This is a genomic window from Flavobacterium panici (assembly GCF_903819335.1).
GTDB classification, from domain to species: Bacteria; Bacteroidota; Bacteroidia; order Flavobacteriales; family Flavobacteriaceae; genus Flavobacterium; species Flavobacterium panici.
This window is the reverse complement of sequence record NZ_CAIJDE010000039.1, coordinates 1-22,036: the sequence shown is the minus strand read 5'-3', so window position 1 is coordinate 22,036 and position 22,036 is coordinate 1. Positions and strand designations below refer to the sequence as shown.

General features: G+C 35.9%; 19 protein-coding genes. 6 read left to right on the top strand and 13 right to left on the bottom strand.

Annotated elements, in window-relative coordinates; translation table 11 throughout:
• Positions 1–34: 34 nt before the first annotated feature.
• The 8 genes from FLAPXU55_RS10100 to FLAPXU55_RS10065 form a co-directional block, all read right to left on the bottom strand.
• Positions 35–1,057: a heme-binding protein gene (locus tag FLAPXU55_RS10100; protein ID WP_180857546.1), complete on the bottom strand. Its 1,023-nt coding sequence runs from the start codon at positions 1,055–1,057 to the stop codon at positions 35–37.
• A gap of 54 nt (positions 1,058–1,111) precedes the next feature.
• On the bottom strand, positions 1,112–1,474 hold the full coding sequence (locus FLAPXU55_RS10095) for a putative quinol monooxygenase (RefSeq protein ID WP_053472730.1): 363 nt from the start codon (positions 1,472–1,474) through the stop codon (positions 1,112–1,114).
• A gap of 89 nt (positions 1,475–1,563) precedes the next feature.
• Positions 1,564–2,838 (bottom strand): ferritin-like domain-containing protein, encoded by a 1,275-nt coding sequence (locus FLAPXU55_RS10090; RefSeq protein ID WP_180857545.1) that lies wholly within the window; start codon positions 2,836–2,838, stop codon positions 1,564–1,566.
• A gap of 5 nt (positions 2,839–2,843) precedes the next feature.
• The gene (locus FLAPXU55_RS10085) at positions 2,844–4,724 is read right to left on the bottom strand and encodes a GMC family oxidoreductase (protein WP_180857544.1); all 1,881 of its coding nucleotides are present in this window, start codon (positions 4,722–4,724) and stop codon (positions 2,844–2,846) included.
• Between the two features lie 15 nt (positions 4,725–4,739).
• Positions 4,740–5,162 (bottom strand): sugar dehydrogenase complex small subunit, encoded by a 423-nt coding sequence (locus FLAPXU55_RS10080; protein WP_053472727.1) that lies wholly within the window; start codon positions 5,160–5,162, stop codon positions 4,740–4,742.
• 838 nt (positions 5,163–6,000) lie between these two features.
• Positions 6,001–7,242, bottom strand: coding sequence for an MFS transporter (locus FLAPXU55_RS10075; RefSeq protein ID WP_180857543.1), 1,242 nt, complete (start codon positions 7,240–7,242; stop codon positions 6,001–6,003).
• A gap of 4 nt (positions 7,243–7,246) precedes the next feature.
• Positions 7,247–7,459, bottom strand: coding sequence for a hypothetical protein (locus FLAPXU55_RS10070; protein WP_053472725.1), 213 nt, complete (start codon positions 7,457–7,459; stop codon positions 7,247–7,249).
• Between the two features lie 10 nt (positions 7,460–7,469).
• A complete protein-coding gene (locus FLAPXU55_RS10065) occupies positions 7,470–8,063 on the bottom strand; it encodes a TetR/AcrR family transcriptional regulator (RefSeq protein ID WP_053472771.1) in 594 nt (197 codons plus the stop codon).
• Between the two features lie 207 nt (positions 8,064–8,270).
• On the opposite strand from FLAPXU55_RS10065, the gene FLAPXU55_RS10060 reads away from it, so the two are divergent.
• From FLAPXU55_RS10060 to FLAPXU55_RS10040, 5 genes are all read left to right on the top strand, one after another.
• Positions 8,271–8,672: a DoxX family protein gene (locus FLAPXU55_RS10060; protein WP_053472724.1), complete on the top strand. Its 402-nt coding sequence runs from the start codon at positions 8,271–8,273 to the stop codon at positions 8,670–8,672.
• Between the two features lie 241 nt (positions 8,673–8,913).
• A complete protein-coding gene (locus FLAPXU55_RS10055) occupies positions 8,914–9,249 on the top strand; it encodes a hypothetical protein (protein ID WP_235992020.1) in 336 nt (111 codons plus the stop codon).
• A gap of 98 nt (positions 9,250–9,347) precedes the next feature.
• On the top strand, positions 9,348–11,003 hold the full coding sequence (locus tag FLAPXU55_RS10050; protein WP_053472723.1) for a peptidase domain-containing ABC transporter: 1,656 nt from the start codon (positions 9,348–9,350) through the stop codon (positions 11,001–11,003).
• Positions 11,004–11,005: 2 nt separating this feature from the next.
• Positions 11,006–12,364, top strand: a complete 1,359-nt coding sequence (locus FLAPXU55_RS10045; RefSeq protein WP_180857541.1) for an HlyD family secretion protein — start codon at positions 11,006–11,008, stop codon at positions 12,362–12,364.
• The gene (locus FLAPXU55_RS10040; RefSeq protein ID WP_180857540.1) at positions 12,345–13,760 is read left to right on the top strand and encodes a TolC family protein; all 1,416 of its coding nucleotides are present in this window, start codon (positions 12,345–12,347) and stop codon (positions 13,758–13,760) included. The genes FLAPXU55_RS10045 and FLAPXU55_RS10040 overlap by 20 nt, the downstream gene beginning before the upstream one ends.
• A 320-nt stretch (positions 13,761–14,080) precedes the next feature.
• Here FLAPXU55_RS10040 and FLAPXU55_RS10035 read toward each other — a convergent pair whose 3' ends face one another.
• Positions 14,081–14,956 (bottom strand): NmrA family NAD(P)-binding protein, encoded by an 876-nt coding sequence (locus FLAPXU55_RS10035; protein WP_180857539.1) that lies wholly within the window; start codon positions 14,954–14,956, stop codon positions 14,081–14,083.
• 80 nt (positions 14,957–15,036) lie between these two features.
• Between FLAPXU55_RS10035 and FLAPXU55_RS10030 the strand changes: the two genes are divergently transcribed.
• Positions 15,037–15,399: a winged helix-turn-helix transcriptional regulator gene (locus FLAPXU55_RS10030; protein ID WP_180857538.1), complete on the top strand. Its 363-nt coding sequence runs from the start codon at positions 15,037–15,039 to the stop codon at positions 15,397–15,399.
• Between the two features lie 104 nt (positions 15,400–15,503).
• Here the strand turns inward: FLAPXU55_RS10030 and FLAPXU55_RS10025 are convergent, their stop codons facing one another.
• The 4 genes from FLAPXU55_RS10025 to FLAPXU55_RS10010 form a co-directional block, all read right to left on the bottom strand.
• Entirely contained in the window at positions 15,504–15,893 is a 390-nt protein-coding gene (locus tag FLAPXU55_RS10025) for a RidA family protein (protein ID WP_180857566.1), read from the bottom strand.
• A gap of 175 nt (positions 15,894–16,068) precedes the next feature.
• A complete protein-coding gene (locus tag FLAPXU55_RS10020; protein WP_180857537.1) occupies positions 16,069–16,632 on the bottom strand; it encodes a Crp/Fnr family transcriptional regulator in 564 nt (187 codons plus the stop codon).
• A 479-nt stretch (positions 16,633–17,111) separates the two neighbouring features.
• Positions 17,112–18,356: a sensor histidine kinase gene (locus tag FLAPXU55_RS10015; RefSeq protein WP_180857536.1), complete on the bottom strand. Its 1,245-nt coding sequence runs from the start codon at positions 18,354–18,356 to the stop codon at positions 17,112–17,114.
• A 10-nt stretch (positions 18,357–18,366) separates the two neighbouring features.
• Positions 18,367–22,036, bottom strand: a 3,670-nt coding sequence (locus FLAPXU55_RS10010) for a response regulator (RefSeq protein WP_180857535.1), incomplete at its 5' end; no start/stop codon positions are given.

Here is a 22,036-nt window from a genome sequence, read left to right as displayed (position 1 = left end):
TTAAATGTTTTTAGTTGATTTTCTTCAGAAATTATTATTGCTGAAGGCGAAGTGTTGCTACTGAAATATGAGGCCATTTAATTTCGACAACGCTTCCATCTGGGGCAAAAACGGGGAAATCAAGGATTACGGTTTGTGTATACTGCAATTGAAGGAACTCTGAACCATCTGGATTTTCAACAGTTTCTATCCAAAAAATTGCAGAAAGACTGTTTGCATTGGCATTTACATTTACAAACGGAATGTTTGTAATACCGCCAACCGGAGCAGTTGCGCCCGGAGTTGCAACGCCATCAATAGGGTTTGCATCTAAAAAGATTACAACAGTTTTAGTAATGTTTTGTCCTTTAATGGCATTTTCCAAAAGAATATTCGGATTCATAATTACTTCTTTTGCAATTCCCGGAGGCGGAACTGCATTTACCAATTGTGATAAATACGTTTCGCTTGTGTCATTTACTCTTTTTCCGTTTACAATAAAAAACGGAGTAGGATCTGCCACTTCAAATTGTGGCGGGCCGTTTACGGTAAAAAAAGTTCCCTGTGCTAAAATTGAATCTCCGTGCGGAATTGAACCTAATCTGGCGATACTTGGCTGTACCGCAGGATCAGTACCACTTGGAAGATTTAAGAATAATCCCGTTTCTAAATGGATTCCGTTTTGACCGCTTGGCAGGTTAACATCATCTACCTGCTGTAAATAATGTAGCCCCTGAAAAGCGATATCAGATTGTGCATTTCCACGGTTGATAATATCACCTCCAATTGAATTGAAAGTAAAAGTTTCTGCCGTTGAATTTAATATGATTTTGAATTTATCAGCCGGAGGCGGACCCGGTTTTGCCTGATTCATATTTGGAACTTCAATGATATTGAATCCCGGACCAACCCAGGTTCCAACTAATGAATTTAATACACCAAGATCAGCTGATGGAATTTCTACAGCTTCGGCTTTAAATTTTGACTTAAGCCCCTTATTAACTGTTTTTGTTTCTAGCTTTTCTAAACCTGACAGGTTCAGGTTTGCTAACGGATTGTTGTTTTGTTGTGATGCCATTTTATTTTTTTGAATTGATTTTGTTTTTGATAGGGTATAGAATTATTTTAAGGGTTAAAGTGCTTTTCGGCTAAATCCCTGAATCTGAAATAATACTTCAGTGGTCATGAAAACATTTGGCGGCGTGCTGAAATCGCTTAGAAATAAATCGCCGTAAGTTTTTACAAATTCAGTAAATATGGGACCGTTTACATGTTTAAAAAACGCATCCTGATTTTCATAAACTTCCCAAAAAATAACCTGACCCTGTGGCGGAGTCGGTAGGCTTTTTTGGTTGAAATCCGGAACGTGAACCATATACAATAATGTTTCCGGTTCGTTTTCCTGAACATCTTTTGCCAGTTGAATTAAAGCTGTTTTTGCTTTTTCTTCATTTCCGGGCAAAATGGTCCATTTTGCTTCAAGTGGGTAATACATAGTTTTGTTGTTTAGTTGTTAGTTATATTGACATTGAATTGCAATTAAAATTGAAATCGCCATTGTCATTACCATTGAAATTTCCATTTTTATACTTCTACATATTCAAATGTTGGCCCTGCACATTCGCCATTTTCTAGCGGAATGTTTAGTAATTCCAGTGCTTTGTATTTAAGTTCATACATCACTGTAATTCCTTTAATAAGAAGTTCAGGTTCACCGCTCACTGCATCGTTAATTCCGTTTAGGAGCTGTACATATACTTTGTTGAAGTCTTTTGCTTTTTCCAGTAATTCAGGATTTTTTTCATAATCTTTCATTTTTGGATTTGCTTTCATATTATAAACAGATGACCAGCTTACCGTAAAAGGTTTTCCTGTTGGAATACTTTTTACAGGCATTTGAAAATTGGTATCATTTGCGCTGTACATTCTTCCAAAACAGATTTCCTGAAATTTGAAATAGTGTGCATATTCAATATCTTCTCCAAATAAAACCTGCTCTGTTGCAATAGTTCCGTCGATACCTTCACCTTGACCTACGATTTCTCCAATCGCTTCTTCGGCATCTTCATACGTTACGACTTTTGTAATTTTACCACCGCTTCCATAATAATGTTCGGCAGTAATTTGACGGCTTGGATCTCCAATGAAAATTCCATTCTTTGTTGTTTTCTTTGCTTCTTCATTTAAACGAAGTAAACCGTAACGAATCGCTTCATAAAATTGCCCAATACTATCAAAGTTTTTGGTAATAGGCGCTTTAGGATCTGAAGGTCTTTCGATTGTAGAAAACTCATCTAATGCTTCTCTGGAGAATTTTAAAAGATGAACTTCAAACGGAGGAGAACCTTTCGGAACTTCCGGAACAATGCCGCCAGGAAGCGGAGTAGGGTAGTTTGGAATAATTTCTTTTACATTAAAAAGTTTATCACCTTTTTTAATTGTTTTTGGATCTGTAATAGCGTTCAGAATATTGGATACCAAAACCATGTGCAGCATTTCTTCAACTACGACACTTCTAATAAGCGCTGCCGCCTCTACATTGCTTCCTTCTTTAATAGTGTAAAGTCCGCATAAATAAGGCGGAATCGTTGAAAGCTCTAATTTTAAAGCGGTTCTAAGACAATCCTGAAGATGTTTCAAATCTTTGATGTAATTTTTTACATCTCTTTTAGACATTTTCAACGACATTCCTTTTGCACTTTTAGCTGTTATTGCCGGTGCAACACTGAGTTCATTATCAGCAATAAAGGCATTATCTGTCGCAACTGAGTAAACCTCTTCGTTAATATCCAGATCAGCAATTGGTTTAATTAGCTTTTGACGATTTGGATTGTTCTTTTGAAATAATTTATTTTCCATAATAGTTATTGTTCAAGTTGTTGAAGGATAGCTTCTGCCGCTTTAAAAGTTAGGGCAGACATAGTTAGAGTTGGGTTTGATGTTCCTAGAGTCGGCATATTTCCACAGCCTACTAAGTACAAATTTTCGTGGTCCCACGTACGCATATTGGCATCGACTACAGAATCTTCTTTTGAAAATCCCATTCTGTGCGTTCCTACAATGTGTCCTGCGCCAGCAAAAGTGTAGCCTTTGCCTTTGTAAGTCACATAATCAGCATCCGAAGCCGGATTGTAAGATGTAAAATCTTCAATATCACATTGGCTGAATAATTGCTCAGAAACAATTCCTGATGCTTCAAAAGCTTTCAGCATGTATTCTGTTGCTTTATAATGAATTACAGGTCTGTAATTGCCAATATTATCTTTGTATTGAGGATCAATCGTTACACGGTTATCAGGATCTGGAGCCTGTTCGCATTCAAAGTGTGTAAAGAATTGTCTCGTAACCAGATTTTCGATTTTATCACGAAGCTCTTTACCAATAATACCTTCATTTACAGCATTAATAACATCTGTTGCAGGTGAACCAGTTGGCCATGCCCAGCCCCAGTTGTCTAACGGTAAAATCCATGCAGCGTGATTTTTACGAAATTCTCCATCTCTAAAAGTTGGAATGTTAGAAGTAGAACCCGGACCACGATACGGATAAATAGGATCTTTTGATAATCCCCATCTTAAAACCGTCATGTGATCCATTAAATTACGTCCCACCTGGTCACTGCTGTTTGCTGCTCCTGATGCTAATAATAATTTAGCATTTTCAATTGCGCTGCAGGCCATTACATATAAAGTTCCTTTTGCAGTATGTGTTTCATATTCTGATGAACTTCCTTTGATATACGTTTTGTATTCAACACCGTTAATCCAGTTTGAAGTTTCGTTGATTAACAATCTTGAAGCAACAGCTTGTGTTTTTACGACAAGATTTCCCATGTCGCATTTCCTGAATGTTTTTAAGGCGTTGTATTTTGCCTGAACCGGACAAATAGGTACACAGCTTGCATTTCCTTCGCAGCGCTGGCCTGTATATTGATCCCAGTTTGAACCAACCGGATCATATTCTCCAGGTTGAATTTTGATAATGTCCAATTTTTTTGAACCGGGATTCCATTCCACTCCGCCAATATTGTAATCAAGATTTGGGATTGAATTTCTTCCTTGCGGTGTACTGATACAAGTCAACGTATAGTCTTTACCATTAAGTTTAATGCTATTGTTCTTATCAATTACCTTTTTCATTACACCGTCAAGGTAACTCGTTGGAATACCTTTCATTGGAAACACATAATCTTTACCAAAAATGTTTTTTTGTTCGATAGGATAATGCTGATCATCTACATTTCCAGAAACACCAATTTCGTTTTCGGCCATTTGATAATAACGGGACATATCATCATACTTAATTGGCCAGTCTACACCAACGCCGTATTTAGATTTCATTACAAAATCATTTGGCAGCATTCTAAGTGTAGTTCCAAGCCAGTGCAGCGTTGTTCCGCCCGGAGCTCTTGTATTGTCACTAGCAAAAGGAAGCGGTCCCATTTGTACCAAATATCCTTTTGTTGAAGGTCTGTCTTTTGGGATTTTTTGAATATCAAGAACATCAATTGAAGGAGCATCTTTTATATTCGGATAAGGCGAATTCGGGACTTTTGCAGAAGCATTATAAAACGTATTAAGATAATCCTGATAGTTTTTATAATTAGCATCCTGATCCATTGCTATCCCTGCAGAAAGACCTGCTTCGAGCATTAAAACTTTCTTACCTGCATTGGTAAGAACCTTTGCTATTATTGATCCGGCAATACCAGAACCAACAATTACTACATCATAATTATTTTCCATTTGATTACCTTTTTGTTATGAATTTTTTACTGTAAGCGGACGTTCTGCCCATGAGCCGTAACCAGGTTGTTTTGCTCCCGGCGGATGTGTATGCGCAGCATTCCACATAAGTCCCTGAATATAAGAAGCTGATGATACTACATCGTTGCCCCAATTTCCGGTATACCAAAGGATAATGATGTTTTTTGCCAATCCATTATAAGCTGATGCAGCCATAAATTGTGAAGCTAAAGCAGCTTCAATGTTTTTTTTGGATTTGTCATTTAACAGCACATGCACATCAAGAAAGAAATAATCGATGTCTTGTTTGTCTGTGTTTTTCTGGATCGTGTTGTAGTAGGTTTCCAGCATTCCAGTTGCTTTGAGTTCAGTTTTACTGAAACCGGTTAGAAGCGCCGAAACCTCTAAAAAGAGTTTTGTGTGGGAATTAGGTTCCATGGTGTTAGTTTTTTGGGAATTAAAGGGTTAAACATTTTTTGTTAATTGGTTTTTGATGTAACATGTTTAAGTCCAATATGCTAACGTTGTACCTTGAGTATAGATGCGATGATACCTCCAGAAGTAAAGTCAAGCTTATACAATTGGCTGTTTCCGCAAGTTTTGAAGCGCAAGTATTAGTAGCGTTACTTTGCTCCGACACAGTAGTATTAGTTTTGATATTGAGCCTTGTTTTTTCTACTAAAATTACTGGAGATATAAAAAGGCTATTGATAAATTGACACAGGAGTAAGATTTTATGTCACAAAAGAGATAATTTTTGGTACTAAAACTTTTATAATGTTAGATTAGTTGTTAAAAGTTTGAAAAATTAACATTAGCTTAAAGATTATAACATACTGAAATTGAGTTTTCTATACGGTTATAATTGTTATAGGCTGGGAAATGAGTTTATTTGCTGTGTTAATAAGGATAAAAAAGAGGCTGTCTCAAAAGTCGAAACAGCCTCTTTTATTTTAAATGTTCCATGTTCCGTAGGAACATTTCATTGGTAGAAAATTATATTGTTACAATGGTTTACGTTCCGTGGGAACGTTTGATTTGGACATTGTTTTTTTATAATCTGACCTATCAAACGTTCCTATGGAACGCAAATATGGCTGATCTTTATTTTTTTCTACCTACGAAACATTCCTATGGAATGATAAATCGGATATCAAAAATTGACCAATTAAGTCTCTAAAAACTAACAAAATATTTATAGCAAAAGAGCTGCCTCGACTTTAGAGGCAGCTCTTTATTATTTGAGAATTTATTTATTCTGAGAATAAAATCCAGATTAAAGTTTATTCGTTTTGGTATCAACAATTTTACTTACTCTAAATACTAAAAAGATAGTAAGTAACATAATTCCAGAAGCCGTCATGGCTAGAATATCATAATGTTCTAACGGTGCATAACTGTCTTTTTGATAAATGATTAATCCGGCAATTACAGCGCCAAAACCTCCGGCCATTTGCTGTAAAGACGAGTTAATACTCATAAACGCACCACGATCCTGCGGATCTGGAATGGCAGACGTTAAAGTCGTTGACGGAACCATTCTGCTCATAATCGTTGCCATCATAAAAACGTTGATAAGCAATACAATATAGAATGGAGTTGGGCCAAAATGAGAATAAATATTGATTAGAATCACAGCAGATACAGTAGCAAATGCAAAGATTTTAAATTTATTTACCCTGTCACTCAACTTACCAATAAAAGGCATTGTAATTAAAGTTGCAATTCCGGTAATCATGAATAATAAAGGTAACTGTTCGTTAGTTACTTTAAGGTTGTTGATGGCAAACGCACTACCAAAAGGCATCATCATAAAACCTCCAATAGAAAGCAGGGCAGTAGCTAAAAATCCAACCTGATAATTCTTTTTAGAAATAGTATGTACCAAATGTTTCAAGGCTGTTTTCTCTTGTTTTAAATGTAAATGCTCCGTAACAGGTTTTAATTTTACATATAAAATCATTGTGATAATAGCCGCCATTGCTGCGATCCATAAAAACGGAACGTGCCATCCCCAGGCATTTGCAATGTATAAACCAATTGGGATTCCAAGAACCTGACTAACGCCAAATCCCATTTGAATAAATCCCATTACTTTTCCTCTTTGCTTCAGGCTGAATAAATCAGCAACAATAGCAAGAGAGATTGAACCAATTACACCGCCAAATAATCCGGTGAAAACGCGTGCTGCAACCAACAGAAAAAAGTTAGGGGCAAGGGCACAAAATAAAGTTCCGATTGTAAATCCGATGTAAAAGAAAAGTAACAATTTTTTTCGGTCAAATTTATCTGCAAAACCAGCCGTAAGCAATCCGGAAATCCCGGCACTAAAAGCATAAGCAGAAACGGCAATACCAAATTGAGAAGCCGTAATATTTAAGGTTTTAATCATAATATCCCCAAGTGGCGACATTACCATAAAATCAAGCACAACCGTAAATTGTGTCATGGCTAAAAGAAATATAACCAGTTTTTGATAGCCATTAAAACCGGTTTCGATAGTTTGTTTTTCGTTCATATAATTATTGTAGTTCTTTGCAGTCAAAATTGTGAAAATTCAATAAGTCAATAATTTGAGCTGCATTTAGTTTTTCGCTTATAATTCTCAATACGCAATCAATATCTTCCTGGTCAATAGACCATTGCAATATAGATTTGTTTGCGTTTAAAAACGTTGCGATTTTGTTTTTACTTGTCTCTGTTTTTATATTAGTGGCGAATATCAATACATTCATAACATAAAATTTAAGGTGTTAATGCCTTTATCACGAGTCTAAAAGCTTCTTGTTGTATTTCATTTGTTAATTGAAATGGAGTGGTACCTCCAAGTCCTTTACCTTTTTCATGAAAACGAAGTAAATTGTACAACGGGCCATAAGCAATACTCCAGAATACCTCCTTTGATACTGGTACTATTTCTTTTCTTTCAATTGCCCGATGCAAAAACTTTGTCATGATTTCTTTGAGTTCCATCAAACTTTCGTTAACGATATGTTCGCCATAATTTGAATTTTGCAGAATTTCCCAGCAGGCAATTTTATCAGTGTTTTTCAGCATAAACTCTGATCGGTTTTCCCATTGCTTGGCGAGACCTTCTACAAAAGGCATATCTGGCGAGAAATCTTTAAGCGAACTTTTAAAGAAGTAAGTGCCCATTTCAGTTCCAATTTTTTTAATCAGATCTTCCTTGTCGGCATAATAAATGTAAAGTGTCGCTACAGAAATCCCGCACTCTTTCGCAAGTTTGTTCATTGTAAAGCCTTCGATGCCATACTTTACAATCATTTCTATAGTTTTCTCTTTAACTAATTCTTCTTTATTAATATCTCTTGTTCTCAAAATGAAAAGGATTTATTGAATTGACTCTGCAAATATATAATAATAAATGAACGTTTATTCATTTATGAAAAATTTTTTTCAAAAAACTTTAAAAAGGGCAAAAGTTGGTTCCCAATATAATTTTACTATTTTTACTCTTAGCAGCTATCATACTCAATATTATTTGGTATGAATATTGAATTGTTTTATTAACCTAATTATTTAAAAATGAGAAAAAACAACGATTTTGGTTTGTTAATACTTCGTATTACAATTGGATTTTTAATGCTTTTGCATGGTATTTCAAAATTTAAAGGCGGTTTAGATTTCATAAGCGGAATGCTTGTTGAAAAAGGACTTCCGGGTTTCTTTGCTTATGGTGTTATCATAGGCGAAATTTTGGCACCAATCTTAATTATAATTGGTTTTAGAACCAGAATTGCTGCTTTAATATTTGCTTTCAACTGTTTCGTTGCAGTTTTAATGGCACACAGTCAGGATATTTTTAAATTAAGCGATCACGGAGGTTGGGAATTAGACCTTCTGGGGTTATATTTCTTTACGGCAATTGCATTGTTTTTTACCGGAGGAGGAAAATTTGCAGCTTCAAAAAGCAATAAATGGGATTAAAAACTCATTAAAATATAAAATTATAAAGCGGCCGTCGAGCCGCTTTTTTTATGATTTTATTAGTAAGAAAGTCAGTAAAATCAGCGGGTGATAATAATATGAATTCTAATGTTATTCTAATGTAGCGACGAAAATTTAGTTTTAACTTGCACCCTGAAATTATTTTTTTGCAATGCTTAATAAAATTAAAAATAGCCTTTTATGTAAATGCCTTCAGGCGTTACTAATCGGCTATTTTTTAATGAGCAGTATTAATGTCTCAGCAACTTTTAGCCGAATTATAAAAGAAAATACAGAAACTCATTCTGTGAAAGGAATAGCCTGCAATCTTTTAAAGAAAATCTTTAAGTGCGACGGTATTCCCGAAGAACTTGATGACTACGAAACAAAAGATACTAAAACCACAAAACTTGCAAAAGGAATTGTGTTATTAGAATATCTCGTTCCTCTGGATGCGTCTGTACCGGGATTTTATTTTCAAAATAATCTTAAAGGAAAAAATTATATAGACAATCCAATTTTCTCATTTGGATTTCACGGCAAGATTCATTTGCCGCCTCCACGATTTGTAATATAAGTGTTTAGTTTTGATTGGATTATGATAGTTTTTGTAATCCTAAATGCGATATTTTTCGTAAATTAACATCTATTAATCTTGTATTTATATATAAATCCATGACACCTTTAAAACGTTTTTACAACTTACTCGCGTTAGACAAACGTGACGTATACCAAATTATATTTTATGCCGCTTTTGCAGGTTTGGTAAACCTTTCCCTGCCTTTAGGAATTCAGGCCATTATTAATTTTATTCAAAGCGGACAGCTTAGTGTTTCCTGGATTGTACTGGTTTTTCTGGTAACAATTGGAGTTGGCTTTGGCGGAATTTTAACCATTCTGCAGCTGCGAATCGTAGAAAATCTGCAGCAGCGAATTTTTGTGCGTTCGTCTTTTGAGTTTGCTTACAGACTGCCTTTAATTAAGTTTAAAGAAATGTATTCGGAATACGCGCCGGAAAAAGCCAACCGATTTTTCGATACTCTTATGGTTCAAAAAGGAACAGCAAAACTTTTACTGGACTTTTGTACAGCCTTTCTTCAGGTTGGTTTGGGGATCATTTTACTGGTTTTGTATCATTCCTTTTTTACAGTAATTGGACTTTTATTTATCGTTATTCTGTATGTCATTTTTAAATTTTCTTATAAAGATGGTTTAGAAACAAGTCTTAACGAATCAAAGTTTAAATATAAAGTGGCGGCCTGGCTTCAGGAAATTGCCCGTAACCGTGAAAGTTTCCGCAGAAAAGGTGGCTTCGATTATGCTTTAGACAGAAATGACGGTTATGTGAGTCATTATGTCAATTACCGCGAAAAGCACTTTCAGGTAATGAAAAAACAATACATTCAGCTTACTATTTTTAAGGTAATTGTTACAGCTGCTCTTTTGTCGATTGGTGGTTTTCTGGTAATTCACCATCAAATGAACATTGGGCAGTTTGTGGCAGCTGAAATTGTAATTGTATTGCTGATCAATTCTGTAGAAAAAATAATCTTCGGGTTAGAATCTTTTTATGATGTATTGACTTCTTTAGAAAAAATTGGTCAGGTAACGGATATGGAAATTGCCTGTATTCCAAAAACTTCTGCTGTAACCGAAACAGGAATTACAATCGAGACCGAAAGTATTGCTTACAATTATCCGGAACACAGCAAAAAATCACTTAAAAATATTAACCTGAAAATAAATCAGGGTGAAAAGATCATTTTAAGAGGAACAAATGGTGCCGGAAAAAGTACTTTATTACGCTTACTTGCCGGACTGCTTGAACCAGAAGGCGGCGCAATGTATGTGACCGATAATTTCATGAACCGTTTAGACGAAGACAGTTACAGAGCACAATCAGGAACGCTTTTACAAGGCGATACGCTTTTTGAAGGAACGATTAAGGAAAATATTCTTTTTGGAAATGAAACCATTAATAATGACGATTTAAAATGGGCTTTAGATAATGTGTGTTTAACGCCTTATATTAAAACTTTCCCGAACGGACTGGAACATCAGATTCATCCGGGCGGACGCGAACTTTCTGCTTCAGATGTGCAAAAGATTCTATTGGCAAGAAGTATTGTGACCAAACCTAATATATTATTCCTTGAAGATCCGGTTGATAAAATGGACGAACTGACGTCGGGTAAAATTGTTGACTTTTTACTTGCCGAAGAAAATGACTGGACGGTAATTGTTACTTCTAAAAATGATGTCTGGAAGAACAAATGCAGCCGTATGATTACGATTGATGATGGAAAAATTATTAACGACATAAAGCTTTAATCATGCTTAATATATCTAAAGATAATAACGTACTTATAACGCCGGGCAAATACAAATCGATTACTGCAGTTGCCCGCAGACCGCACTATAAAATTTTAAACCGAGTAATTGTTGGATTTTTAATTTTTTGCATTGCCTGCCTTTTTCTTCCGTGGACACAAAATATTTCGGGAAGTGGTTCTGTTACAACATTAAAACCAGATCAAAGACCGCAGACTGTTCATAATGCGATTGCCGGAAGAATCGAAAAATGGTATGTGCAGGAAGGTGATTATGTAAAAAAAGGAGATACGATTTTGTTTATTTCTGAAACCAAAGAAGATTATTTAGATCCCAATTTAGTTGGAAATACAAAAGATCAGGTTGATGCCAAAAAAATGGCTGTAGAATCGTATGCTGATAAAGTAAGTTCGCTTAACGTTCAGGCGCAGTCGCTTAATACGGAAAGAGAATTAAAACTGCAGCAAGCTCAAAATAAAATCAAACAAGCCCAGCTGAAAATTAAAAGTGACAGCATGGATCTTGAAGCGGTAAAAATGCAGTTAAGAATCGCAAAAACACAATTTGACCGTTCAACAGCATTAAATAAAGAAGGTTTAAAACCGCTTACAGATGTAGAACAAAAACGTTTAAAACTGCAAGAATCTGAAGCGTATATTATTACACAGCAAAATAAACTTTTGAGCAGTAAAAACGAATTGATAAATGCAAGAGTAGAAATAAACCGAATTACGGCTGAATATGCTGAAAAAATATCAAAATCAAGAAGCGATAAATTCACTGCTTTAAGCACGCAATATGATACAAAAGCTCAGGTAAATAAACTGGAAAATCAATATGTAAACTACAGTATTAGAAATGGTTTGTATTACATAACAGCTCCGCAAAGCGGATATGTAAACCGTGCTTTACTGGCCGGGCTTGGAGAAACAATTAAAGAAGGAACGCCAATTATCAGCATTATGCCGGCAAGTTATGATATTGCTGTAGAAACGTATGTAGATCCTATCGATCTTCCGTTAGTGCATCGCGGTGCAAAAGTTCGTGTTTGGTTTGACGGATGGCCGAGAATTGTATTTTCTGGATGGCCTGGACTGTCTTACGGAACTTTTGGCGGACGAGTTGTGGCGATTGAAAATTTTATTAGTGCCAATGGAAAATACAGGGTTTTGATTTCGCCAGATGGAAACAAAGATGAAAAATGGCCGAAAGAATTAAGTATTGGAGCAGGAGCGCAGAGTATTGCTTTATTAGAAACCGTTTCGGTTTGGTATGAAATATGGCGAAACTTAAACGGATTTCCGCCAAATTATTATAAGTCAGATGAAAAGGAGGCAAAAAATGGGAAAGACAAAAAATAAATTTAAAACTATAGTTCGACTGTTTTCTTTTTTGTTTTTATTTGGTTTTTCTGCTTATAGTCAGGATTTTAATAAGGAAGAATTGAGTTACAGCGAATATTTAGGATATGTAAAAAAATACCATCCGCTGGTAAAACAGGCCAATCTTGAAATTAGCAATGCGCAAGCAGCGTTGATGCTAGCGCGCGGTGGTTTTGACCCTAAAATTGAAGTCGATTACAACAAAAAAGAGTTTAAAGGAACTGAATATTATTCGATTTTAAACAGCAGTTTTAAAATTCCGACTTGGTACGGAATCGAAATCAAAGCCGGATTTGACGATACAGACGGACAATATTATAATCCGCAGAATCGTACACCGGATAACGGATTAACTTCTTTGGGAGTCAGCGTGGCGCTTGGTCAGGGAATGTTTATCAACCAAAGAATGGCAGATGTTCGCGAAGGAAAATTGCAGTTAAAACTAAGTGATGCTCAGCGAAAACTGAGAGCGATTGAGGTTTTGTATAAAGCAAGTGAAGCGTATTTTGAATGGAGAAAAAGCTACAATGAAGCGGAACTTTATAAACGATATCTGGGTTTTGCAAGCACACGTTTTACAGGTGTAAAAAAACTGATTGAACTTGGTGATTCTCCAGCAATTGACAGCGTTGAAGCCGGAATTACAGTTAGAAACCGGGAATTAAATGTTGAAAACGCGAATCTAAAATTAGCTAAAGCGAAATTGTATTTGTCTAATTATTTATGGCTTGAAAATGTGCCTGTTGAATTGGGAGATATGGTGAAACCGGAAGAAAATTTAATTTTGACTTTAGAAGAAACGCTGAAAACAGATGCGATGATGGTCAATGTTGAAACTTTAGATTCGCATCCTAAAATTCAGGCTTTAGAAACTAAAATGTCGATGCTCGAAGTTAACAGACAATTGAAAGCCAATTCGCTTCTTCCCAAATTAAATGTAGGCTACAATTATATTTCTGAACCTTCTTATTTTGATTCTTTTAATGCCGATGATTATAAGTTTAATATCGATTTCAGCATTCCGATTTTTTTAAGAAAGGAGCGGGGAAGCCTGAAAATGGCAAAACTGAAAATTCAGGATTTAAAATTTGATATTGAACAGCAGAGACTGGAACTGAAAAACAAAATAAAAGCACAGCAAACTGAAATCGCTTCTTTAAAAAGGCAGAAAAATGTTATCGACAATTTGGTAAAAGATTATGTAACAATGCTGAATTCTGAAGAGAAATTATTTTCCTTCGGCGAAAGCTCTATCTTTTTGCTTAATTCGAGAGAGAATAATTTGGTAAGCGCAAAACTGTCTCAAATTAGTATTGAAAATCAGTTTTACATTTCAAATGCTGAGTTGTATAAAATATTGGCTAATCCCGATTAATTTGAATTTTCTAAAATGTTATACATTAATCATTGAGTGAAAAACTAAAACTTAGCTTTTTATTTTTTGACAATCATGTTATCATTCCGTAGGAATGTTTCGTCGGTAGAAAAATAATGCCCAACGACATTTTACGTTCCGTAGGAACGTTTGAGATGTTAGATTATTGAAAAAAAAATGTCAAAATCAAACGTTCCTATGGAACGTAAACAATGACAACAATATAATTTTTTCTACCAATGAAATGTTCCTACGGAACAAAGACATAAAATAAAAAGGGATTGTTTCGACTTTTGACACAATCCCTTTTTATTTTTTAATTAAAATTTACTGGCAAATTCTTTCGCAAAATCTTCCAGTTTTATTTTCCCGTCAACAGAAGCATTGCTTGATAAGAAATGTTCAATGATTTTTCCGCTTCTTAAACCAGTCCCCATTTCGGCATAAAGTTTAGCAATTTCTTCCGGAATTCCGGCTTGTGTCATTCCGCCAAGAGCTTGTTCATCTGTAAATTCTACCCATGGTAATTCTGGTTTTGCAATTGCAGCACCCAAAACTTTTGCAGCGTCACCCGGAGTACGAACATCGCTAATAATATATCGGATATTTTTTCCTGCCGGAGTATGCTGCAATTCTTCTGCGACAGCCTGAGCAATATCTACCGGATGCACAAACGGAATTTTTATATCTGATGGATAATTAGAACCAATAATTCCCGCTCCCTGAATCATCGGAACATCATTAAAAAAATTAGTGAAGAAGAAACCTGCTCTTAAAAAAGTTACAGAAGTATTCAACTCCTTATATATTTCTTCAATTTTATGAAGTCCTGCAATTGGGCCAGTTCCGTTTGGTAAATGAGCGCCAATACTGCTTAACATAACGACTCTTTTTACTTGTGCTTCTTCAATTGCTTTTGCAAAAGATTTACCAGCATTTTCAGTATTTGCAATAACATTTGCTCCGCCTAAATTTGGAGGTGTCATGGCAAAAATAGCATCTGCACCTTTTAATGTTTCCAATAAAAATGCTGCATCGCTTACAGAACCTACTGCAGTTTTTGCGCCCAGATTTTCGATTGCTGTTTTTCTGTCGGCATTACTGCTTATTACGGTTACGTCGTGACCTGCAGCGACAAGTTTTGTAGTTAATGGTTTTCCTATGTTCCCTAAAGAACCTGTTACTATAATTTTCATATATATAATTTTTTTTATTACAGTTACAAAGGTATCTTTGTACTTACTTTTATACAAGTACTTACCCTATAGTATGTATCATGACAGCAATTAAAGAATCATCGACAATTCAGGAAAATAAGCAGTATGCACTGGAAAAATGCCCGGTTACGTTTGTAATGGAAAAAATAGGCGGTTACTGGAAACCTATTATTCTTTGGCATTTATCAAGCGGAATGAAACGTTACAGCGAATTAAAAAGAGAAATTCCTGCTATTACAGAAAAAATGCTCATTCAGCATTTAAAACAATTAGAAGCCGATGGTCTTGTGATTCGGGAAGCAAAACCTGTAGTTCCTCCTTTTGTAACCTACAGACTCAGCAATGCCGGGGAAGGTTTATTGCCTGTTATTCAAGCAATGGCAGATTGGGCTTTTAAGGTTAAAGATGGGGAGTTTTTGTAGGTTCAAAGGTTCAAAGTAACAAAGGTTTTAGAAAAAATCTTAGCATCTTAGTATCTCAGAAGCTGCCTTTGTACCTTTGTCCCTCTGTACCTTTGCACCTAAAATCACTTAACAACTGTCGCTTCCAATTCTACTTTAACGGTTTCAAAAAGGCTTTTTACTTCCATTAAGGTTGTGGCTTGCTGAATGTTGTGTTTTGCAATCCATTCCTGCAGGATATTGAAGTGAGGCCAAAGCTCGGAAGTTGCAGTTGTGTAAATCGTTAATGTCACGATGCCGCTGCATTCGTAACCTGCTTCTGTGATTACTTGTTCCAGATTTTGGATCGCCAGTTTTAACTGTGATTCCATGTTTTCATTGCTTGAAATTCCTTCGGCGTTTATTGCGGTCTGCCCGGAAATATACAATGTTCCCTGCGGATTTTTTACTTCAACTGCCTGATTATAACTACGCTCGTTTTGCCATTTCCACGGATTGATAACTCTTTTTTCCATTTGATTTCCTTTTTTAGTTTGCGCCAATATTGGCATTGTTGCGATTAATAATAATCCTAAAAGTTTTGTTGTTGTTTTCACGATTACAGTTTAAAATTTATACTGCAAAATTGAAAATAACTTATGGAAACAGGTCTTGACATTTGTCACGATTATAATGTGCGAAATGTCACATTTACGAAGATAAACGGCTTAAGGTTTCGCGAGAGACGCCTAAATAAGAAGCGATAAGACTTTTAGGAACGCGCTGAAAAAGAGATGGATATTGTTTTAAAAGCTGTTCGTAGCGTTCTTTTGGGTTAGAAGTCATCCAGTAAAGAATACGACGCTGTGAGGCAAGGAACCCAAAGTTAGCTTTCTCCAGAAGAAAGCGAAGCATTTTAGGGGAATTATCACATAGATCTTTATAATCATCGAGGGTAAAACAAAGCACTTCTGTATCTTCAAGACATTCTAAAGACATAGTTGCTTTGGTTTGAGTGAAAAAAGCATAATAATCGCTTTCCCACCAATCTTCCATTGCAAAGGATGCAATATGCTGTTTTAGGGATTCATCGGTGTAAACCAATTTTAAAAGCCCTGAAATTATAAAATAAGCATATTTTACATCATCGCCTTCTTGAATTAAAAATTGATGTTTTTTGAATTTCTTAGTGATAAAATGCTGACTGATAAATGAAAATTCTTCATCTGTCAGCTTTATTATTTTTTCGATATGTTCCCGAAGTTTTTCCTGCATGATATGGTCAAAGATATTTAAAATTTTCGATGATCAAAAAGGGTAAAATAAATCAGATAGCCATATTCAAATTAAACCGGATTGAAATCCAGCCCTACAATGAATCATCCCTTCGGGATTTTACATTCTGGGTGTTAATGCGATCTATAATTTTCAGCATCAAAATAAAGAGCCGGAGGCTCGATTTATATTGTAGGGCTGGATTTTAATCCAGTTTGGGTTATGATATTTTAGGTGTACAATGAAATTAAACCGAATTGAAATCCCGCGTTACAATGATATTAAACCAGATTGAAATCAAACATATCGTTAAACCGGATTGAAATCCGGCCCTACAATATAAATCATTCCTTGGGAATTTTAAAATTGGGATTTAAATACGATCGATATTTTGCGGCATCAAAATAAAGAGCCGAAGGCTCGATTTATATTGTAGGGCTGGATTTTAATCCAGTTCATATTGTAGATCCGGTTTCAATTCATTTTTGCGGAATATAAATATTAAACGTAGCACCTTCCATAGGTTTTGCAGTCGCGTTAATAATGCCATTATGATTTTCGACAATCTTTTTTACGATGGCAAGACCAATTCCTGTTCCGTCATAAATATCCCTGCTGTGCAAGCGCTGGAAAACGCCGAATATTTTTTCGCTGTGTTCCGGTTCAAAACCAATTCCGTTGTCTTTAAAACTTATGTGGCAATAATTTTCTTCTGATGATAATTTATCATTTTGTAATTCTTCACCGCTGACGATTCGGCTTTTGATTTCAATTTGAAGCGGAATTTCCTTTTGAGAAAATTTCAAGGCATTGTTTACCAGATTTTCGATAAGCTGAATAAACAAAAATGGAATGATATTTATTTTGCCGTGAAGATCCGTAATAATCGAAGCATTTTTTTCCTTAATATTTTCCCGAAGCGCTTCTTTTACATTTTCAATAATGATATTAAGATCCGTATTTTCATAAATACGATCTGTAATATTCGTTCGGGAAAAAGTCAATAGATCATTGATTAATTCCCGCATTCGGTTGGTGGAATATAAGATTCGTTCAAATTTTGCCTGTCCATCCGGGCTTAAATTTGGATATTCTTTTGCCAGGATAATGTTTGTAAAAGTTTGAATTTTACGCAGCGGTTCCTGTAAATCGTGACTTGAAATATGAGTAAAAGCATCAAGTTCCGTATTTTTCTTTTTTAACTCGGTAGCATATTTTTCTATGGCAATATATTGCGCTGCCAGTTCTTCATTTGCTTTTGTGATTTTGGCATTAAGCGCAGTGGCTTCTTCTTCTCTAAGGCGTAATTCCCTGTTTTTCTTATACAATTCGGTAAAAACCATCACTTTTGCCTGAAGGATTTCTGCAGATAAAGGTTTAATCATATAATCAACAGCACCAGACTGATATCCTTTAAAAATATAATCCGTAGTGTTCATATTTGCCGTCAAGAAAATGATAGGCACATGTTTAAGTTTGTCGCTTTGACGAATGAGTTCGGCAGTTTCGAATCCATCCATAAGCGGCATTTGCACATCCATAAGAATTATTGCAAAATCCTGACTTTTGAGCAGAATTCGCAGCGCATCTTTCCCGGAAGTTGCTTCTACAAATTCATATCCCTTATCTGCAAGTATGACCTGAAGTGAAAGTAGGTTTTCCTTCTTGTCGTCGACAATTAATATTTTAACCGGATATTCTTCTATGGGGTTCTGGCCTTTCATAATAGGGGAATTATTTTAACCACACTCTCATTAAAGAGGATAATTGTTCAACATTAACCGGTTTTGTAATATAATCTGAGGCGCCGGATTCGATACAGCGCTGTCTGTCACCTTTCATTGCTTTTGCTGTTACGGCAATGATAGTTAAGTCTTTATGTTTTATATTTTTTCTAATGATTTTCATGGTTTCATAACCGTCTAATTCCGGCATCATGATATCCATTAAAACAATATCAATTTTTAGATTCTGACTCAAAATATCAATCGCTTCGTGGCCGCTTTCTGCGCTGATAACATCTAAACCAAAACGTTCTAAAGCAGTTGTAAGTGCAAATAAATTTCGAACATCATCATCTACTAAAAGTACTTTTTTATTGATTAAGACATCTTCTTTTAAATAATACGTTTCGATTCTGTCTTTCATACTTTCCGGCAGATCTTTGTGTATACGATGCATAAACAAGGCAGTCTGATCTACTAATTCATCGATAGATGTGGCACTTTTTGTAATAATGCTGTGTGCAAAACGACTGAGTTTAGCACGCTGTTTTTTATTGACATCGCCCGCAGAATGCACGATTATAGCCGTTTCCTGTCCGCTGATATTATTTTCCAGATCGCTGATTAAATCCAAACCATCAGCATCAGGAAGCATTAAGTCTAATATAATACAATCGAATGATTTTTCCTGTATCAATTTTACAGCATCTTTTGCCGTTAAAGCAGTTGATACCGAAATGTCTTCGCCTTCAACAGCTTCAACAATTCGTTCCAGTTCAAATTCATTATCATCCACTACAAGAAGATTTTTTTCTTTCTTGTCTTTAAAATCCTGAATATCATTAAAAAGAGAAGTCAATAATTCGTTTTTGACCGGTTTAAGGAAAAAGTTTCTTGCACCGCGTTTTAAACCTTTGTTTCTTTCATCTTCTCCCGAAATAATATAAACCGGAATATGACGAAGCGTGAAATCTGTTTTTAATCGGTCTAGAATTTTCCAGCCGCTGGTGTCCGGCATATTTAAATCCATTGTAATGGCGTGCGGCTGAAATTGATTGATATAATCCACCACATCATTTCCGCGTGTCGTTACAATCGCTTTTATGCCATGCTGATGTGCTCTTTCCAGTAATATTTTAGCAAAGGTGACATTGTCTTCGGCAATTAAAAGAATTTTGTCATTTGGTTTAATATCAGTTCTGTCGTCGCCAACCTCATCTACAAAATATAAATCCATATCAGATTTTTTGAAACTTGCAGACGGAAGTGATTTTAAACGGCTTTTTCCGGCGTGAAGAACATTGGTTTCTTCATTTACATTAATGTCTTCCAATTCTGGAATATAAACGAATTTCAATGGTAAAAACAAGGTAAATTTACTTCCAATATTGGTATCACTTTCCAGTTCGATGCTTCCGCCTAATAAATCAGAAAGCCCGCGGCTGATGGATAATCCTAAACCGGTTCCTCCATATTTACGGCTTGTAGAACCTTCTGCCTGTTGGAAAGCTTCAAAAATGATGTTTTGTTTTTCTTTGGAAATTCCAATTCCGGTGTCTGAAATTTCAAAAGCAACAACAGCTTCAGCATTTTCCAGACTTGCGTTTTTCGTTTTCCAGTTATTATCTGCTTTGTAAATATTTAATCTTACGCCTCCTTTTTCAGTAAACTTGAATGAATTAGAAAGCAGGTTTTTAAGAATCTGATTCAATCTTTGCGAATCGGTTTCCATAACTTCAGGAAGATTATGATCCATCATAATTTCAAAATTAAGATGTTTCGCCTGAGAAATAGGGTTGAAGGTCGACTCCACAAATCGGCTGATTTCTGCAAAACTAATTGGGTTGTAATCCACAGAAATATAACCGGATTCAATTTTAGAAAGATCCAGAATATCGTTAATTAACTGAATTAAGTCATCTCCGCAAGAGTTGATTGTTTTAGCAAACTGAATTTGTTTTTCGGATAAGTTTCCGTCGCGGTTGGCAATTAATTCGTTGGCGAGAATCTGCAAACTGTTTAACGGTGTTCTTAACTCGTGCGACATATTCGCCAGGAATTCAGATTTGTATTTTGATGTCAAAGTAAGCTGATCTGCTTTTTCTTCCAAAGCTTTACGGGCAACCTCAACTTCCTGATTTTTCAGCTCAACCTCTTCTTTTTGATTGGCTAATAAAATAGCTTTTTCTTCCAGCTCTTCGTTGGTATTTTTTAAGACTTCCTGCTGGCTTTTCAGCTCGCTTGCCAATGATTGTGATTGTACCAATAATTCCTCTGTTCTTGAATTTGATTCAATAGTATTCAATACGATACCAATACTTTCTGTTAATCCTTCAAGGAAATCTAAGTGTGTCTGACTAAAGGTATCAAGCGAAGCCAATTCAATAACTGCTTTAAGTCTTCCTTCAAATAAAACCGGAAGAATAATTACATCTTTTGGTTTGGCATCTCCTAAACCAGAATTGATCCTGATGTAATCTTTTGGAACATTACTTAAAATAATTCGTTCTTTTTCTACAGCAACCTGCCCTATAAGACCTTCGCCCATAGCGTAGGAGGTAGGTGAATTTTTTCGTTTAATGTAAGCGTAAGAGGCAATTAAGTTTAGTTTTGAATCCATGAATTCTTCGCCTTCTTCCAGAATATAGAAAAGTCCGTGCTGTGCAGTAACTACCGCGGCAAGCTCAGAAAGGATTTTCATGGTAACAGATTTAAGCTCTTTCTGTCCTTGAAGCATTTGGGTAAACTTAGCCAAATTCGATTTCAGCCAGTCTTGTTCCTGATTACGTAAAGTGGTTGCTTTTAGGTTTGAAATCATTTGGTTGATAGTATCTTTAAGAGCTTCAACTTCACCTTTTGCTTCAACACCAATTGTTCGCGTTAAATCTCCCTGCGTTACCGCCGATGCTACCTCAGAAATAGCACGTACCTGAGTGGTAAGGTTCGCCGCTAACTGATTTACGTTTTCGGTTAAGTTTTTCCAAGTTCCAGATGCTCCGGGAACGTTTGCTTGCCCTCCCAGTTTCCCTTCGGCACCTACTTCACGGGCAACTGTTGTTACCTGATCTGAGAAAGTGGCAAGCGTATCAATCATCTCATTAATAGTATCCGTAAGCTGTGCTACTTCACCTTTTGCATCAATAGATAATTTTTGTTTTAAGTTTCCTTTTGCTACGGATGTTACGACTTTAGCAATTCCACGAACCTGACCTGTTAAGTTGGATGCCATTACGTTAACCGAGTCTGTTAAATCTTTCCAAGTTCCGGCAACACCTTTTACTTCAGACTGTCCGCCTAGTTTTCCTTCGGTACCAACCTCACGCGCCACACGCGTAACCTCAGATGCAAATGAATTTAATTGTTCCACCATCGTATTGAAGGTGTTTTTTAAATCTAAGATTTCTCCTTTTACGTCAACGGTAATTTGTTTGGAAAGGTCACCATTTGCAACGGCTTTGGTTACATCGGCAATGTTACGAACCTGACCTGTTAAGTTCGATGCCATTTGATTAACGGAATCCGTTAAATCTTTCCAGGTTCCGGCAACTCCGGGAACAAACGCTTGTCCGCCCAGTTTTCCGTCGGTACCAACCTCACGCGCCACACGAGTTACCTCTGATGCAAAGGCACGAAGCTGATCCACCATGGTATTTACGGTTTCTTTTAATTGCAGAATCTCT